Origin of the sequence: Bacillus sp. 16GRE42 (genome assembly GCF_019837435.1) — a bacterium.
Lineage (GTDB): Bacteria > Bacillota > Bacilli > Bacillales > Bacillaceae_G > Bacillus_A > Bacillus_A wiedmannii.
The window spans coordinates 25,805-44,955 of the sequence record NZ_JADAXF010000010.1 but is presented as its reverse complement, the minus strand read 5'-3'; the positions used below and the strand labels follow the sequence as shown (position 1 = coordinate 44,955).

Annotated in this window: 11 protein-coding genes and 1 pseudogene; 2 read left to right on the top strand and 10 right to left on the bottom strand. The window is 30.2% G+C overall.

The features are described 5' to 3' along the window. Nucleotides 1-243: 243 nt before the first annotated feature. Entirely contained in the window at nt 244-648 is a 405-nt protein-coding gene (locus tag ILS93_RS29025; RefSeq protein ID WP_315971463.1) for a hypothetical protein, read from the top strand. Nucleotides 649-935: 287 nt separating this feature from the next. Here ILS93_RS29025 and ILS93_RS27250 read toward each other — a convergent pair whose 3' ends face one another. From ILS93_RS27250 to ILS93_RS27205, 10 genes and pseudogenes are all read right to left on the bottom strand, one after another. Further along, complete coding sequence (locus ILS93_RS27250; RefSeq protein WP_222661686.1) at nt 936-1,703, bottom strand: restriction endonuclease; 768 nt, start codon at nt 1,701-1,703, stop codon at nt 936-938. 186 nt (nt 1,704-1,889) lie between these two features. Further along, a complete protein-coding gene (locus ILS93_RS27245; RefSeq protein ID WP_222661685.1) occupies nt 1,890-3,614 on the bottom strand; it encodes a restriction endonuclease subunit S in 1,725 nt (574 codons plus the stop codon). Then, the gene (locus ILS93_RS27240; RefSeq protein ID WP_222661684.1) at nt 3,611-5,077 is read right to left on the bottom strand and encodes a class I SAM-dependent DNA methyltransferase; all 1,467 of its coding nucleotides are present in this window, start codon (nt 5,075-5,077) and stop codon (nt 3,611-3,613) included. Before ILS93_RS27240 ends, ILS93_RS27245 begins: the two co-directional genes overlap by 4 nt. Nucleotides 5,078-5,187: 110 nt before the next feature. Further along, on the bottom strand, nt 5,188-7,515 hold the full coding sequence (hsdR, locus tag ILS93_RS27235; RefSeq protein WP_222661683.1) for an EcoAI/FtnUII family type I restriction enzme subunit R: 2,328 nt from the start codon (nt 7,513-7,515) through the stop codon (nt 5,188-5,190). A gap of 550 nt (nt 7,516-8,065) precedes the next feature. Further along, the gene (locus ILS93_RS27230; RefSeq protein WP_222661682.1) at nt 8,066-9,256 is read right to left on the bottom strand and encodes a retron St85 family RNA-directed DNA polymerase; all 1,191 of its coding nucleotides are present in this window, start codon (nt 9,254-9,256) and stop codon (nt 8,066-8,068) included. Between the two features lie 198 nt (nt 9,257-9,454). Continuing rightward, nucleotides 9,455-10,354, bottom strand: a complete 900-nt coding sequence (locus ILS93_RS27225; RefSeq protein WP_257148119.1) for a retron St85 family effector protein — start codon at nt 10,352-10,354, stop codon at nt 9,455-9,457. A gap of 1,971 nt (nt 10,355-12,325) precedes the next feature. Further along, nucleotides 12,326-13,129, bottom strand: coding sequence for an HNH endonuclease (locus ILS93_RS27220; RefSeq protein WP_222661681.1), 804 nt, complete (start codon nt 13,127-13,129; stop codon nt 12,326-12,328). A 627-nt stretch (nt 13,130-13,756) separates the two neighbouring features. Continuing rightward, nucleotides 13,757-15,235, bottom strand: a complete 1,479-nt coding sequence (locus ILS93_RS27215) for a hypothetical protein (RefSeq protein WP_222661680.1) — start codon at nt 15,233-15,235, stop codon at nt 13,757-13,759. Between the two features lie 97 nt (nt 15,236-15,332). After that, entirely contained in the window at nt 15,333-16,217 is an 885-nt protein-coding gene (locus tag ILS93_RS27210; RefSeq protein ID WP_098376844.1) for a hypothetical protein, read from the bottom strand. A gap of 359 nt (nt 16,218-16,576) precedes the next feature. After that, nucleotides 16,577-17,071, bottom strand: a pseudogene (locus ILS93_RS27205) (DDE-type integrase/transposase/recombinase); the annotation flags it as partial. A 1,498-nt stretch (nt 17,072-18,569) separates the two neighbouring features. Here ILS93_RS27205 and ILS93_RS27200 point away from each other — a divergent pair. Next, on the top strand, nt 18,570-19,136 hold the full coding sequence (locus ILS93_RS27200; protein WP_222661679.1) for a hypothetical protein: 567 nt from the start codon (nt 18,570-18,572) through the stop codon (nt 19,134-19,136). Nucleotides 19,137-19,151: the final 15 nt, after the last annotated feature.

Sequence of the window (19,151 nt, the reverse complement as noted above, 5' to 3'; positions counted from 1 at the left end):
GGCACTCTCTCAACAAGCATACGCAAAATGCTCGTTTGTAGTGTCACAGAAAAATTCTACACTAGCAACTAAATGTAATGTGACCGCTTCTACAATCAGTAGGAACTTGAAGAAAATCAAAGATAAATGCGCTGATTTAATACAGATTACACAAAATCGCAATGTGTCAGAACAATTTGCTTCACTGGTGTTTACATTCATTTCACAGAATACTCGTGAAGAAAATTCACAACTAAAAAATGAATGTCAAACGGTGAACAAACGGAGCAAGTCAATGATACCAACGTTGCTGATGATATTGCTGAATCTTCTTCTAGAAGTTTTTCTACTAATCCTTTAGTGTATATTTCTAATCCTAATAAAGATTTAAATAATAGTATTGTTAACAATAACATTATACAAAACGATATTATCCATGAAGAATATGTGTTCGCACGTAAAAACGGAATCTGTAAGAAATTGTTTTTCAAAATAATCAATAGAATAACAAATAAACGTGGAATTAATGATTTAAGAGCATATATTCGTGGAGCAATCAAAAACGTAATAAACCATATTTCATTTCGTAATGGAACACGTACATACGATAGTCCACGGAATCAACTGTTTTATGACTGGTTAAATGATGACGGACACGAAACGGTATAGATCTTGAATTTTTATTAATAGTTTTATAAATAATTGCCGTTTGCTGTCCGTGATTTGACTCAACTAAATTGTGAGGCTAAATAAAAATTCCCACGTAACGAATGAACGATACATGGTTATAATGGGCAATTTAATTATAGAAACTGTAGTTTTAAAAGATATTTGGATATAAGGGGATGAAAAAATAACGCCCATTAATCAATAAATACAATGAGCGTTATACAGTAAAATTTCTATTTTAATATAGATAATTAATAACATCGTACAAGTTTTATGTAGTCATCGTTCTAGCTCAACGCTATTTTGTTTTCAAGTCCGTATTTAAAAATTAATGTAACTAACTCATTCCCATCTATTAGGGTTATATCCACATGCTTTCTTACTTTTTCTACATACCTGATAACATTTTTATTATAACCAATGGTAGTGACAAAATACCCTTTCTGTCCTCCTACCCCTAATAATGCACCTGCAAACTCTCGTAGCAATTTGGGAGCTACAGATTTATCATTTTTATCGTAGCATTTAGCCTGAAAATAGAATTTAGATCTTCCGCCTTCTCTTGAGTGAATGATACCATCAATCCCTCCATCATTTCTCCCATCTATTATCTGTAAATTTCTTGAAAAGTCTGTATTATTAACTTTAGATAAAACCATACCTGCTACATGTGCAAAATATTTCTTATCTATCTTCCTTAACTTTTGCAGATATTTAGCGTTACGTTTGATAAGCAATTCTTTCTTTATTTCTCCTGCCTCCTTTTCCATTCTTCCTTTAGCTAGTTGGTTTAAAAAGTGTTCTGTAATTTCAGCAGGAGCCTGCTCTATTAGTTTTCTTGCTTTAATTGTCGCTATAAATGAATCTATACCATCAAATATGAGGCCTGCTTTAATAAATAATGCTTTAGCAGAATTAACTTGTTCATAAAGAACAGATTCTTCATCTACATTCATGTTCAGCTGAGTTAAATCTAACCTCTTGCTCTTGACTAGTAGTTTTGTGGCAATTTTCACACTGTCAACTTGCTTATAATCAATAATTAATTCTAACAATGGTAAGAAGATTCTCTCACGGACTTATAACATAATTATCGCCTCCCAAATACAATTTTCAATTCATTATTTCTACTAGGAGGCTTTATAAACCTATGGGTATCATCATAATTTCTAAACAAAAAAATCCATTCAATTTTTCATGATAACTATAGTCGTTATCATAATAAATGAACGGATCTAAAATTAGTTTAATACTTCTTCTTTTACCGTAAAAGCTTCTTGTAATACAGCTTTCATTAACCTTTCACTTTCTTGCTTTGATTGTTCGATATTTTTCTCTAATTCATTACATAGAGACATTAGCTGATTTAACTTTTCAACTATGCGTTTTTGTTCGTTAAGGGGCGGTATAGGAAATTTTAAATTACGTAAAGTTGTTAACGACACAGTTTTTTGTGCTGTGCCTGTAGCCCCTTCATCGCATTGTTTCTTTACTAAATCAGAAGTAAGCACCCAATATAAATATTTCATCATTATATTTAAACTTGGTTTCAGCAAAGCAATATGTCTTTGAAAGCAAAACTCTCTATCTGTATCTACAATTATCGGTATTCCATACGAACCTGTAACTGTGAATAAAATATCACCTTTTTTGGGCTTTCTAAGTTCAGACAGTCTATCATAATACTCTTTTGGTACAAAACGAGTATTTTCAAAAGAAAGCGTTCCTTTGGATACATTAGAGATAACCAAAAAGTTGATACCATCTGTTGTTTGCGGTGGAGGCTGATGATCTCCATCTGTAATTACGTTACAAATCTCTCCCAATCTCCCCCATTCCCACCTATTGGGTAAGTTAAACGGTTTCTCTTCATCTGTAATTTGAGGGAATGGCTTTTCTTTTTTTATTTTCTTTTGTTTAATTAATTCTTCTTTTTCTTGTTTTACTTTTTCTAGAAAAATACTTGCTGGTTCATCATTATCATCTTGTGGTACAAGCTTTCCTTTCACAGCAAGTGACAAAATAGCATTCCGTAATTTCTGTACATGTTTCGTATCTGTACAAAGAGAATGCAAATGAGATAAAACAAATTGGAAATTCTCCTTTAACTCTTTTTCTGTTTCCGATTGTTCCAACAAAAGAAAAGCAGATATATTTAACCTATCTTCTCTCCTCTGTTTCTTTTCTAACTGTTCCTTTAATTTTCTACAAAAACTCATAAGTTGATATATTTTCTCTACGATATGTTTTTGTTCAAGTACCGGAGGTACTGGTACAGGTATTTCTTTAAATTTACCTATTGATATACCACCTATAATTCCAGTCATTCTTGAACAAAAACTCCTATAAAAAAGAGGACTTTGGTATAGAAAATATATATATTCACTATTCATTTCTGCGTATGTTTGAATAGCAAATAACTTATTCCCAAAACATACATCCCTATCTAATATACCTATCTTTTTACCGGCACTTCCACCTTCAGCACAAATTAAAACTGAACCTTCATGAGCTACTTTAAATTTTTCTTCATGAAATGGTATTTTGACCCCATTTTCATATTTGATCTCTCTTGTTTGTGAGTCTATATCTTTAGTGGCTATAAAACCATACCCTTGTGTTACTTTAGAATATCTTGCTTCCTTAATTTTTGCATTAATACTATTTCCATTAAATATATTTCCTAATTCACCTAACCTTACCCACTTCCATCCTTTTGGAAGTATATATGGCTTTTCTTCCTCAGTGATTTTTGGAAATTCATTTCCTTTTCTAATTCTCTTTTCTTTAATTAGTTTCTCTCTTTCTACTTTAACCCTCTCTAATAAAGCACTTGCAGGTTCATTACTTGAGTTTTGTGGTACAAGTTTCCCTTTCACAGCCATATCTAGGATAAACTCTTGCAACTTTTGTACAGATTCTGGAGTGTCGAAAATAGTATCAAATTGTTCTAATAACGTAATCATTTTATTCCCTCCAAAATAGTTGCTAACTCCTGTTTTAATAAACCCTTCACCTCTCGCACTTGTTCCACAGCTCTCTCATATTTCTCCAATGTATCTTCCAGAGAAAGTAATTCTTGTTCTTCGCTGTACGGATTTTTAAAGTCCAAGTTGTATTTTCTTTCTATCACCTCATCTATAGTTATTTTCCAAGCATACCGGTTTTCCTCACGATTAATCCACCATTGCTTTTCAACTTCAAATTCTTCGTAACGGATTGGTTTTGTTTTTGTATACGTTTTATACCCTTCAGGAAGTGGGTGCTCATAAAACCAAATTTCTTTTGTTGGAACTGTTTTATCAAAAAAAAGTAAGTTTGTTGTAATTCCTGTATATGGTGAAAATACACCATTCGGCAATCGAACAATCGTATGAAGATTGAATTCCCTCAACAACTTCTCTTTAATATTTCCTTTTACACCTTCTGTTCCAAACAAAAATCCATCAGGTAATACAACTCCTGCCTTACCATTTTCCTTTAGGCGTTCCATAATCATCACCATGAATAAATCTGCTGTTTCGGAAGTTTGGAATTCCTTTTTAAAATTATTTTGAACAGATTTTTCTTCTACTCCACCAAAAGGAGGATTCATGCCAATTTTATCAACTTTTTGTTCATCCAAGATATCACGAGTATCAATTTCTAATGAGTTATCACGTTTAATTTTAGGAGCATCTACACCATGAAGAATTAGGTTGGTTACTGCTAATAAATGTGGCATTGGTTTCTTTTCTATTCCAATTAGCCCACTAAATACTGCTTCTTCTCCACCTGTCAGTTTATATTCTGATTGTTTTTTCATGTGCTCTAAAGCACAAGTTAAAAACCCACCTGTACCACATGCAAAGTCAGCAAATTTTTCTCCTACCTTCGGATCTAACATTTCAACAATAAATTCCGTAACTGCTCGTGGTGTGTAATACTCTCCACTGTTCCCTGCACTTTGTAAATCCTTTAAAATTGTTTCATAAATATCATTAAAAGCATGACGTTCTTCATAAGAACCAAAATCAATATTATCAATAACATCAATAACTTGACGAGTTAACGTACCATTCTTCATATAATTGTACGCATCTTCAAAGACATATTTAACAATAGCAGCACGTTCTTCAGTTTGTTCATCAATTACTAACTCTTTTAAAGTAGGAAATAACTTTTCATTGATGAACTCAACAAGTTCATTACCTGTCATAGCTTGTCCTGTTTCTTCATCCGCTTTTGCCCATTCACGCCATTTCAAACCCTCGGGGATGATTGAAACATAATCGTCTTCAAATACTTCCCATTCTTCTTCTTCCTTAGCATCATATATTTTTAGGAATAGCATCCAAACTAATTGAGAAATTCGCTGAGCGTCTCCATCGACACCAGGGTCTTGTCTCATTATATCTTGTATAGATTTCACGAAATTTGTAATTGACATTCCATCTAACCTCCACTTATCAATATGTAAATTATAACACAAAGACTATATCACAAAACCAAAAAAAAAAGAACACACGTTTTATATTAACATGTGTTCCAATCAGCGATTTAACTAATGTCAAATAACTCTCTTTCTAGCTCTTTTATAGCTGTATGCCAACCATTCTTCCCACCAAAAGCTTGTATCAAGTCTTTTGGTTTTCCAATTTCACAAAATGGTTCAAGTCTTAAAACTTTGGCATCGTCTAAGTTATAAACCCCTTCATTCATGTACTTTTCTAAGAGATTTTCTAACACCTTTTGTGCTACTTCTGAATACTTACCGAAATAATTTCGTTTTTTCACATTATTAGCCCGTTCTTTTCTAGTCAATGGCTTCATATCGTATGCTATATGACAAATCAAGTCAAAATCATCAATTTCATTTAAACCTGTTTCTTCACGCAAAGCATCTAAAATAACACCATGTTCCTTTAACTCCTCAATAATTGCTTCTTTTCGTTCCTCGGAATTCCAACGTCTTAGAAACGCATTTAAGTCAGCAAACTCTTCCTTTATATTACGTTTAGAATAATCTCTAAGCGATTCCGTCACTAACTTACCGTCTTTATCATAATATTGAACTCGTTCATGTAACAACATTACCTCAACGTCGTTCACATAAATCTTTCGTCTTGGTTCGCCACCATCACCGTCATCTCCAGTGTCACCACCACCGTTGCCAGTTCCTCCACCTTTTCCTCCTGTGCCCCCTTTGCCACCTTCGTCCTCACCACCATCAACTGGAATAGGATCTCCATCGAAATCAGGGTCAGCAAATTTATTAGACACATCTCTAAAGTCCAGCAAGTTAAAGTACAGCTTGTCGTGCTTCTCATTAATTCGAGTACCACGACCAAGAATCTGCTTAAATTCAATCATGGATTCAATTCGGGAATCAATGGCGACAACTTTACAAGTCTTTGCATCTACACCTGTTGTAAGCAGCTTTGATGTTGTTACAATAGTTGGGTACTTGCTATTCGGATCTATAAAATTGTCTAATTGCGCTTTACCTTCGTTATCATCGCCTGTAATTTTCATGACATATCGTGAATCTTCTTTTACTAAATCACTATTTTCATTTACTAATGCTTCACGCATACGTTCAGCATGTTCAATATCAATACAAAAAACTATCGTTTTCATAAATCTATCTTGCTTTTTAAGAAAATCTGAAATAACTTTTGCAACTAATTCTGTTCGTTTTTCTAATACTAAATTTGTATCAAAATCCATTGTATTATAAATACGGTCTTCAATAACTTTTCCATCTTTATCAAGTTGTCCCTTTTTAGGTCTAAAACCCATTAAATCTTTATCAAATCCGTAGCGGTATACCTTGTAGGGAGCAAGGAATCCGTCCTCAATTCCTTCTTTGAGTGAATAAGTGTATACTGGCTCTCCAAAATAGCCACTATTAGAAACATCCTCCGTTTCTTTTGGTGTTGCTGTGAGTCCAACTTGTACAGCATCTGAAAAGTATTCAATAATTTCTCTCCATTGCGAATCTTCTTTTGCAGAACCACGATGGCACTCGTCAATTACAATCAAATCAAAGAAAGAAGGAGGAACTTGCTTATAAATTTTATCCTCTTCATTAGGACCTGTTATTGCTTGATACAATCCTAAATATACTTCATAGCTTGTATCTATTTTACGATTTTTAATCTTTGTCATTACAGACTTAAATGGCTTAAAATCTTGATTCATTGTTTGGTCAACTAGAATATTCCGATCTGCTAAAAATAAAATGCGCTTAGCTTTCCTTGCTTTCCACAAACGATAAATAATTTGGAAAGCAGTATATGTCTTTCCTGTCCCTGTTGCCATGACCAATAATATTCTATTTTGACCTTTTGCCACACTCTTAATTGTTTCATTAATTGCGTTCATTTGATAATATCGAGGTGTTTTTTCACCAAGTTGAAAATAATACGGCTCTGTAATTAACATTTCTTCTTGATTATCAATATTATTATGCTGTTTATAACGATTCCATAATTGCTCTGGACTTGGAAATTCATCTAAACCTATTTGTCGTTCCCTACCTGTTAATCGGTCATGTTCAAGAAAGCCATCACCATTTGAAGAATATACAAAAGGTACCTTTAACGTCTCACCATAACCAATTGCTTGTTGAATTCCATGTCCAATTGAATGTTTATTATCCTTAGCTTCGATTACTGCAATAGGTAGATTTGCTTTATAAAACAATACATAATCGGCTCTTTTTTTAGTTCCCCTTGCGACAAGACTTCCCCTTACAATAATTCTACCATCTGTTATTTGATATTCTTCTCGCATTTGTCTATGTAAATCCCATCCAGCGTTCACAATAGCTGGTGTAATATATTTTGTACAAATATCCCGTTCAGTCATTTTGTTTTTGTTCATTACAAATTGTCACCCCCGTAAATTTTCCAGACAAATTTATATTTATAATATCAAATTTTACCATATACATATATAAATAGTCTTGGAACATATGGCAACTTTAAAATTTCCCTTTTAAAAAACACAATTTTTTAAGTTTAAAAACGTCATCTTCTTGATTTTTGAACCTCGGGAAAAATTCTTGTAGTTTTGCTACACCCTTCCACCCTTTTATTCTTATACTATTTTTCATTCCCAGTAGAGGGAGCATATTTGCATTGCTTGCTTTTTTAGTACCCAGTCATATTAATCTCTTTACCAACTTTTACTGTTCCTCCCTTATCAAATCATCTCGGTTATTCCTATACCAATTAATTAAAGAATATAAGTCATTTTGACAAAAAAAAAGAGACATTTGCCTCTCTCTTAAAACTGATGTTCAGCTTGTCGCTCTGCTATAATTATTAACTTCAAACTGAATATCTTACAAACTATACCCTCTCCATAGTACTTTAATCATAGATACAAAAAATTAAGTTTCATGGAGTAGGAACCCCGTATATTCTTATAATTAAAATAAATCCTTAAAATCTTTTCTTTCCATACTTGTGGAAGCAATTTCATCAGCCGAACTATTAGTGAATAGATCCGTTTGGATATCCCGATTCCTTAAAAATGACGCTCGTTCTTGTGCAAGATCATTTAAATATTCCTCAACTAAATATCCAGATTTCTCAAACTTCATGTCTTTCATGTCTTTCATGTCTTCCATATTCTTAAATATTTTGTTATTATTGTAGGCTTCAACGATATCTCTAAACATTCTATAATTCTCATTGTTAACTAATTTATTTATATATTTATAAATTGTGTCTTTATACCCCTCTTCAATAGAGCTAATAAATGCAATATATCCTCTAATACGATCATTTGAACTATAATCGGTAGTTACAAAAGCATGATGAATCATAGTCCTTACTTCCCTCTTAAGTTTTTTACTGGCTTTAACAGTCTTTTCATTCACAGTTATACCAGTAACCTTTTTATGAGAAGAGGGAGAAAGAAGCCTTGTTTTTAATGAATTAACATTAAAACCCTCATCCTCAATTATATCCTCTATAACCTTTTGAACTTTTTTTAGGGTTTCCCTATTATCACATGAAAAAGTTAAATCATCAGCATATCTTGTGTATAATATATCCCTTTTAGCACACAAACCTTTTAATCTTTTGTCTAATTTGTAACAAACTAAATTTGAAATATAAGGAGATGTAACACCGCCTTGTGGCAAATACCCATTATAAGTACATAAACTTGCTAATATATTGGAAACTACTATGTTATATCCCAAATCTTTAAAAAGATAAAAAACCTTTTCTCTCTTAATACTCGTAAAAAAGTCTTTTAAATCTAGTTGTAATAAATATAAACTATAAAGATGAATCTCAGCATTCTTCTTTATGCCATTTCCAGGTCCTTTTTTAAAAGCCATTGACTCTTCCGAAACGTCTATCTTCTCAAGAATTTCTTCTAAAATCCATCTTTGTACTAATTTTAATGAGTATGTAGGTGTATGTATTTCTCTTTGATCACCATTTTTTTTGCAAATAAAAAAACTTCTATAATATTCTTCGGAAGATTGAGATAACAAATATAGTAAACGCTTACTAACCCCTATAGAATTAGAGAATGTATCTAAATCCCTAATAATAGGTAAATTTAAAGCATTTAGTATAAAACTATTAGTAAAATTTTTATTCATTGTAAAAACCGCTTCCCTTACCCTAAGTCTTTTTTTTAAAAGTAAGTGTATGAATTCACCTTTGTGGATTTAGACACTTACTTTTGAAAAATCATGCATAATATACCATTCTGGAAGACGAATCATCTCCCAACACCTAAAACATAATAAATATGTGCACACTATATGAATTAAGTGCAACATCTAAGAGAAGCGGAATTAATTATAATATTTTCGCTTCATTATACCAAATCTTATTCGATCATACAAAATAGTTTTATTTTTAATATCTACACTTCCTAGTATTTTATTAACATTTTTAAAACCCTTTTCAGTTAATAAATAAACTAATTCCCCTTCGCTAAAGCTTTTACTTATATATTTATCCTTATGCAAAAGTTTTAAAGATGATCTGAAAAGGGTATCAAATTCATCAAGTTCGTAGTTATTTTCATGAAACAAAAATTTTAAAAAATCAATTATTATCTCTATACTTAATTTATTAAAAAAATATAACATGATTGGAATAAAATAATGCAAACCTGTAATTGTATTTATTGTTTTATTAATGCTTTGTTGTTCATCCCTGATGTTCTTTATCTTATTCTTTTTAAAAGCTTGTCGTAATTGCATATTCAGTTCTTCTACTTTATTAGGATTATAGAAGAAAACTTGATTTTTATTTGTTTTCTTTAATCTTTTTATTGGCCCAAGCATAAGAAAACTTTTATCCTTTTTTCTTTTTTCTTCAATAACCGCGATAACTTTATTAACCGTTTCTTCGTTATTCGTAAAAGCTCCTAATTCTACTAATGATCCATCACTCTCACATACAATACAGATAATGTCACAATTTTTTGCTAAAAATCTTTCTAAACTTAATAAATCATGTTCCTTATTTTTATTTAAAATCTCTTTGAATAAATCTTCCGGATAATGAATACGAATATCTTTTAAGGCATTCATACCCTTCCTTACTTTATCACGAGTTGATATATGTTTGGCATTACTAGTACCTCCACATAAAAAAACATCTACTGTAAGCTGATTTATTTTAATATAAATATCATTATGGATATTTACAAGTGTATTCTTGGTCTCACAATCTATTTTTTTCATTGTCAATTTACTTTCACCACACAATAATTTGATTACTAACTTCTATAACTCTCATATAGTAAAATACAACACTTTGCAATTTAAATTTATATATTGAGGATATTAAGAATAAATGAATTAAGCTCGTACTTCTGTATTTTTAATAAGAAGATATAACTAGATTAATAATACAAATTTAATATACTTACTTATATCACTATAGATTGATAACCGTTAATAAGAAACTTAAAATTCAGAACCCTTCCTTCATTCTAATCCTTTAATAACTTTTATAATTAGGCCAAAACTTCATTTTATAATTTTATTCATTGTCATTTTGACTATCGTTAAATCATCCTTTTTTATTAGAATTCCTTTTATTAGTTCATTTATTCGATGAAAATAAACTTCAACTAAAAATCATTACCTTATGCCATTAACTGTTTTTCCTTCTAATTGTATTAATTAATTATGGATTTTTAAAAGTCTATACATTTGATTCCTCTTCAATGCAAAGTTGTTTTCTATATAAAAAATTGAAATTTTTATTTATAAGTTCCTAGAAAATTATAACATATTTAAAAGTAAGTATTCCCTTTCCATTATTAAAACACTCGCTTTTTATTAATAGGATAAATCCCACTGATTGAATTTATTAATGTTATCGACTGTTTGGATTGATATTATTTTATGTACTTTCATGTAATTAATTTTCTTGATTATCATTTCCTCTACCCCTTTAATCAGTCCTTTTAACCCGGCTAATTTACCTATTATTAAGACTATCATTCTGTGATTTTTTCTCAAAAAAAATTGAAAAAACATTCTTAAAAAAACTATATTTAGTAAAAACCATAAGGTATCACTATATTAACCTGTTTCATTCTAACATAATACGGAGGACTATTAACATTACAGCTATTATTGAAATTTTTATTCCAGGAAAAAATTGAAAAATAGGAATCATTAAGAAGGTATGATTTCACAAATTATGATGCGTGGTTTCAATGCCTGCGAAAGAATACTAAAGCTTCGAATGGTAAGCGGAAAATTTATAAAATTTTATTAATGGAAGAAGTAAATGAAGAGCCTTATATTAATAGAAGTTACGGTGTAATCCCAAATGCTGCGGAATCAGTTTATTATGAGGTAATAGACTGATTTAACAAGCTGAAGCAAAAACAAACACGACATTAGCTTTTATTGGCGTATTATTTCGAGCTTATTTAACTTACATAAGTGGATATAAACCTCCCATGAAAGAATTAGCTGATTTGATTCATACCGTTATATTTAAAGTCACCATATTTATCTGTTACATAATTAGTATAATACATTTTTTAAAAATCTATTACTACGGGAAAATATAAACAAGTTGGCATAGAAGAAATAGCAACAGAACCGTTTGCTAAGCAAGGAGCTGCAGTTACTAAACTAGGAGTTGCCTTCACATATAGAGAGGCAATTAAACTTAACTGTGATACTCTTGGAAAAAAAATTAAAATTTCAACAGATTGGATTATATATCATGACTTGCAGTTGTATGGTTTTCGCACTTCACTTTCTTCTTGAGAAGATGAAACACCATGTCAAATAGCTCTTCTAACTCAAGCCGTGAAGAATCTAGTAATATAATAGCGAAAATATAAAGCCAGCAACTATTATCACAGTAACAAGAGGTACTAACTGTAGAGTTACATATGGAGAAACACAAAATAACGAAAATAGAAAAGGTGGTAAACAATGAACTGCACGCCAATTCTTAGACACATCCTAACAATTGGCGGTGTAGTTTCTTTATGACTAAATTTCCTTCAAAGGAACTAGTAATTTTGTAATTCCTTTATTCTTTAAATTTTCAAATCCATATTAGAGATGAAATTTTATATACACCAATTTCATATAAGTTTATTTTACACCTAGAGATTTCAATGTTGCACCATATTTTTTACACATAGACACTTTGTCATTTAACCTAAACACTGAAGTTATTTAAAGATTTTTCATATTCACATTGCAACTTTGACATAGAATTTCCAAGTTTTGATTTAGTAATTCTTCACCTATTCCCTTAGGAATAACATGTCTAATTTGTGCTAAGTTCATATCCAGCTCTTTTCCACAATTTTGACATTTATAATCTACCGTTTCCAGTAACTCAGACATTAATTTTTGGGATACACTAAATCTAGATGGACCGGTCTTCGATTCAATATAGGCTAATCTCTTCTCTATAGTTCTTATTGAGTTTAATATTAAACTTGATTCTTTACTCAAATGTATATCTTCAATTTTTGCTGGTTTAATTCCAAGAAGTTGAACAAGTGAGTTAACATCAGGATTAGTACTCTGACTAGATTTATATGTGCTAATTAAGCCTTTAGATATATCATCTATCGCTAAATTGACGGTATCAACTCTAAGATTTTCATCGTATACTATGTCTCTAAAACCTTGTATGTCAAAAATTCGTTCAGTGGACTCATCTTTTATTAGAGTAACTGGTAGATTAAAAGCTTGTCTAAGCCCTAATTCATAGAACACATTAGGGCTTTTTGAACTTAAATCACAAATCGCTATGTCCGCCTGAAGAATATTTTTTAGTATATCAAGAGCTATAAAATTAGTTTTTGTAACATCATCCCCACGAACAGCCTGAAAACCAGCTTTTTCACAGGCGGGTTTTATTATATACTCATAGACTCGTTTAAAGTGTCCTTTTGGATACGATCCACCGTCTGAAAACGGCATAATTACAAAACACTTTTTATCATTCAAAATTTCTTTTTTTGTCATTTTTAATTATAACCTCTCGATTTATTTTGATAAGATATTACATTTGTTCTATAACAATTAATAATTCCCCCAATAATCACCTAGAATTTTTATATAGTTTTCTTCTATTTCTTCTTAAAAACTTTTGCTTCTCATAGATATGCAATACCTTTTATTAAAAAATAGATATTACATTGAGCACAGATTTCCCCTGCACTCTCATAATATGAATTTTTCAAACTATAATTCAAAATTTTAATTAATTTTAATGACCAAATTTATAACGATTGATTACTAAAAATAAAAGACTAATTACAAAATGATCTCTCTTTACCCTTTTTAAACCTTAATTATTCATTATATCAAAAATTAACATTATAAGAGTTATATTCAGTCTCTATCTGATTAAACTCCTAACTCGTACATTACATTAATAAGAAACTAATTAATGTTCGGTCAATAAGTTTCAGTTATCCTACGTTACAGTATTCACATTAAAAAAATAAAAAGATCTTCATAATCCTCTATACAATTATATGCACACTCAATATTTCCAAAACAAAAAATTAATATATTTGAGCAACATAAGGAATATTAATATCTTTGTGATATTACAATTATAATGATGCGGTATTTACTCCATAAGGATTACTTAAACGGTTCCTTTTTAACTATATTTTGCGTAGCTTTAGAATTTTCGAAATTTTGTTGTAACATTCCGATATTTCCAATGATTTTATTACCGCCATGTTGTTTCATTTCCTCTTTTTGCTTCTGAAGCAATCGACCTACCTCCTCTTTCGTAATTTGAATCGCTTTATGAAAAATATCTTTTTTGTCTTGTAGTAAAAGATTATTATTTTGTTTAATCCCTTGTTTAATAACAGCTTTTAACTTTCTAATTATGTAAAAATAATTAGATAAATTCAATTCAGAGAGATGTATAAAATGGAAGCTTTTTATGTCCTCAAACCATACCATAATCGCAGGCAAGTTCTCTTCATTTATAAAAATGCCACTTTCTTCTTCAAACCTATTAATTATGTTATAACCAGAAAGTTTTCCCTTCACATCTTTCTCAGAGTAATAAATATTAACAATATCGGAAGTCATACCATTTAATTTATCGAATTTATTTTCTAAAAAAGTTTTTTGAAAAGCATCATCATCTTCAAACAAAATAATACAATGACAAAATGCTTTTTGATATGTTTCGTAACTTAAATAATTTACTTCTTTTGTCTTACTAAATAAATTACTTATTTCTTTAAGTAATGATTTTTTTCCAAAATAACTATTCAATAATGTCCCTTTTAAAGTTTTTTTACTTTCCATTTTTAATTCAGAGCAATAATATTCTATTTCTTTTTCAACTTCCATTTTAGTAAGTAGACCAATTTTTCTCTCTTTAAGTTTCCCAAAGAAATTAAATACATGGTAATATTCATTAAAACTACTCGAATAAACCGAAGATGCTTTAACCTCTGGATATTTAATAATAAAATCCATTATATTTTCATTATTAACATATCTGTACTGATGTATTACTTTAACAAAAACATTTACTATACTATAGGATGAAACAATATGGATATGATTTTCATATACATATAATGGCTGATATTTATAGTTGGGATTACTATAACAAAACCCTTCAAATTCCCTAATTAATTCTTTAGAAAACACTTCGCATATACTATCAAATGTCTCTTCTTGGCTAAATTGTCCTTTTTTTCTTATTTCCTCAGCAATAAACAAATCAATCTCTTTTAATAAATTTGTATAATCTCGAAGATAAGATACAAAATTGAATGAAAATCGGGTTAAATAGAGCCTATTATTTTGTTTCTTAGACAGTAATTCACAATTATAATATTGAAATTGCTCTTCATTCCATTGTACAGATAAATCCACACATGCTAAAAGTCCCCTGATTACATTATAAGAATTAAATTTCCAGTAATCCCCCTTGCGATAATAGGCATAGCTACTACTCTCAATCTCAAATCTCGAGCTTTTAGGGTAATCAATCTCTTTTTTTAAAGCCTCTAAATACCAATTTATAAATTCAGCTTTATGAATTGGTAACTTAGTATGATCATCTACATCGCCTATTAAAGAATTCACCGACTAGTTCCTCTCTATACTTAAATTCACAAACAAATACCACCTTTTAATAATTAATAGGTGGTATTTGTTATCCCCAATAAATAGTTTAATCTTACTAAATTGATTTAATGATTTTCTCAAATCCTTCTATAATCTTAGGTAATTTTTCTGTCAACTGAGTTGCGTTATCTATCGTTTTCATGGTCAGAATTTTTTTTAATGAACTTACAATTCCATTTGCAAAAGCTTTTACTCTAATTGGTTTTGGATTAGACTCTTTAGCAATTTCATTTAATTCACTTAAGTTATCCTGAACTTCCTCACGTTCTTCCTCTGGTAACATATTTAAAACAGCTTGAATTTCTCTAATTATTGTTTTTAATTCATTGATTTCTTCTTTATTCGAATCACCAATATTTTGAATACCGGTAGAACCTTCAAAATTTTGTTGCACGGCCCCAATTGGTGCATTGAAAATAATTTGGTGTTTCTTATTCATCTGACTGTACCCCTCTCCTTTTCTACCAATAAAATCTTTTAATCTCCCAGCTAAATTCAGTAAATCTATCAAATCTCCGGCCATACCTCTTCCTGCTTGATAGAGTCTTTCAACAAGTTGGAACCTCTCCGTTCCATATTCTTTATCTACACTATCACTATTCCAAAATACCCCATAATTCCGATAAAATTCTTCTCCATTGCTACCAATCTTCGTCAAAATTCTTACGTGATATTCAAGAATTTCAATATTAAAACCTTGAATTATTTCATTAATTTCTGTAATAGCTGTTTCAAACATTTTCATTGAACTATATAATATTAATTTGAAATCAAAGTCAAAATTTTCCCAATAATCCGTTTTTTCTAACTTATCTAAAATCTCCTTTACACAAAACATGGTTTTAATAAGAGCCTCTTTCCACTCTATTAGGTCTTGTTGCATATCTTCTAACGATTGATGTGAATAATCAGTCATTCCAATTGAAAATGAACGTACCAAAGGTCTCCCCCCAAAAACATCATCTGTATTTTTTCCAAAGTTATTTTCATTCCTATTTATTCAATTATAGAGCTTAATTTATATACAATCAATATTAGTATATCATCTCCATTGTATCTCTAATAAAGAATTATTTTGAGTATGAGAAGTAATAATTATTTTTAATGTACTTTCAATGGTCATGATGCAATATAAAATTAAATAAAAAATAACAAACCATATATATCCCTAATAAAATCGTATCTTTTACTACAAGTCTAAACAATTAATGGATGACATCTTTCAGATTTTGAACAAACTTCTTCCATAAATTAATGTGTTCTTTTTATCCACGCCACTCAATATAAAAATGTAAGTCTCAACACAGAATGCACATGCTTCTGAATAAAACAATGATCTTGTTCTACCATATTATAAAGATACCTAACCTGCCTAGTTGTATGCCTTCAATAATAGGTTTCTCTCTTTTAACTCTAGAATCACTACAGAATACGCTGAATTCTTATCTACTTTTATCACACGAGATTTAATAACATATGTAAATACGCTTTTCTGTCCTTTTATCCCTTGATTGACTAAGATAAAGATCAATTGTAGGACCTTCTAAATTAAATTCACTATATAAATACTTTCATTGTCCTTTACTTATATATGTTCCGTCCACTTTCCATAAGTTATTCGTTTGTTTGTTTGAAATAAGGTCGAATTCATTTATCAAATTCCGGCCCATATTGATGCACCCATCCCATAATAGTTGCATGAACCAGGAATAACTCTCGTTCCTCCATCATTTTCACTAAATCACAAAAGCTTAAGTTATCCCGCAGGTACCAACGTACAGTTAAGCAGATGATGTCTGGTTAATAATGTTTCCACTTAAATATATTCCCCTTTTCCATACTGATCACACACTTTTTATAGAGTATTACTATCAGTATTTCCGAGTTTGATAGACCATTTTCATATACTTCAAATTTTCCACACCAGAACCTCCCCGGAAGTATTCAGTATCGTTGACACAATATAAATTATTTTCTTCACTTCCAATTTATAGGACCTTTAATAATTAAAAATATAAAAGATGTAAGGAATAATAGGTTAATTCCCTAGTAATTGAAAAAGAAAAGGGCTTTGAGTTTTACTCCAAATGCTTTTCAGTTATTGTACAAATACAACACCATATAGTTTAAGTGGAATCCTTCACAATCTCATCTACATTAAAAAAAAACACAATTCCTTATACGCTATGTGATGAAAGAAAAATCTGCCTATTTGTGGTACGCACTTTTAATACATGGTAAAATTTATGTGTAAAAACGAAAAGAGGTAACAATATAGATCGGTACAGGTTTAACAGTTGAAAGAGAAATTAAAGCAATTAAAAAAAGGCGTACGAAAAAATAATTATCACAGCAAGTGAAGTAATAGAAGTCTATCATGGGAAAGAGCTTGTTAATGAGGAAGCATTAATAGATTTTATTAGTAAAATTCGTGATAAACTGCTTAACGCAGGTTTATCGGCTAATGAAGTCGCTGAAATAGGGAAAGTTCTAATGAAAAAAGGGCCGTTAAGCAAATTTACAGATAGCTCTTTTCTTCGTCTTCAAGAATTAGCGAATGATGTTCAAAATATAGAACTTGTTAGAAATACATTGAATACTCCAATAGGAAGAAAAGAAATAAGAAGTTTCAAATTTTATATTTAGGCATATAACTCTAGCGTAAAGAAATTTTAAGAGAACCCCACATATTAACTAATATGCAGGGTTTTTCCCCTTATTTAACTGCTAAACTTCTTCATTAATTTGAATACAATCTTTCACACTTCAATCAATTCAACTAATTGTTTTATAATATGTACAATATATAAAATTATTATATAATCCTATTGATTTTATTTATAAACTAATCAGCGATATTCAGTACGTATCTCCAAAGTAATACAAATTTGCACTAATACTTTCTATCGTTTGAAAAACGTAAAAATATACTCACTTTTAGACCCTAAGTTTTAAATTCCGCCGAACTTTGCAGGCGCCTGGCAAACCTTTTTCATTTTGAATAACCTGGGGTTTAAAAAGTCTGGTATTATTTTACCGACTACAGATTAAACGTTTTGAATTTACGATTTTCTAAGATAAATCCTTTTTTATCGCTCATTCTTCGGACACTAGATATTATGTTAGGAATACGACACGCTATTTTTTTTCGTGGAAGAGGCAAATATTTCTCATTCACCATAAAGTTAAACGAAAATCATATTATCATAAAATCTTAATAAATCGTCTTTTTAATATCATTTATTGTGGTATAATATAAATATACTATAGAAAATTATGGAGAAATCACATTATGCCTGATAATAACCATACCGAAATCATACATAATTCCACTGATGCACAGAATAATACAGAGATTAAGTATCCATCTGGAGATCTTTTACTTTCAATAGTCCAAAAAGAATATGATTATGAAACTACAAGAAAAACTGTACTAGAAACAAGAACTGGAGTTCTTATCACTTTAGCAGCTGCTATTCTTACTTTTACTTTCTCTAATATAAAACTACCTAAAATTAAAACACCAATCAATGAATTTTCATCATTAATTTTTTACGTATCTTATTTCTTAATTGGAGCTACCGCTGTTATAACAATTGGAATATCTCTTTGCTATTTACTACGCGTTCTCTTTATCGCAAAATATAATAGACTTGATACTACGGATATAAATAGACAAGCTGCAGGAAGTGTGCCTGATGTAGTTGCAACAGCATTAATGGAACAATATGAAAAAATTCTTCGTCATAATCAAAATGTAAACAACGATAAAATGCTCCTCTATCATAAAGGAGCTAACTGGCTAATTATTTCCTTGTTTACATCAGTAATTTTATATGGGATAGCCCTTAATTTATAGAGGAGGGAGGCACAA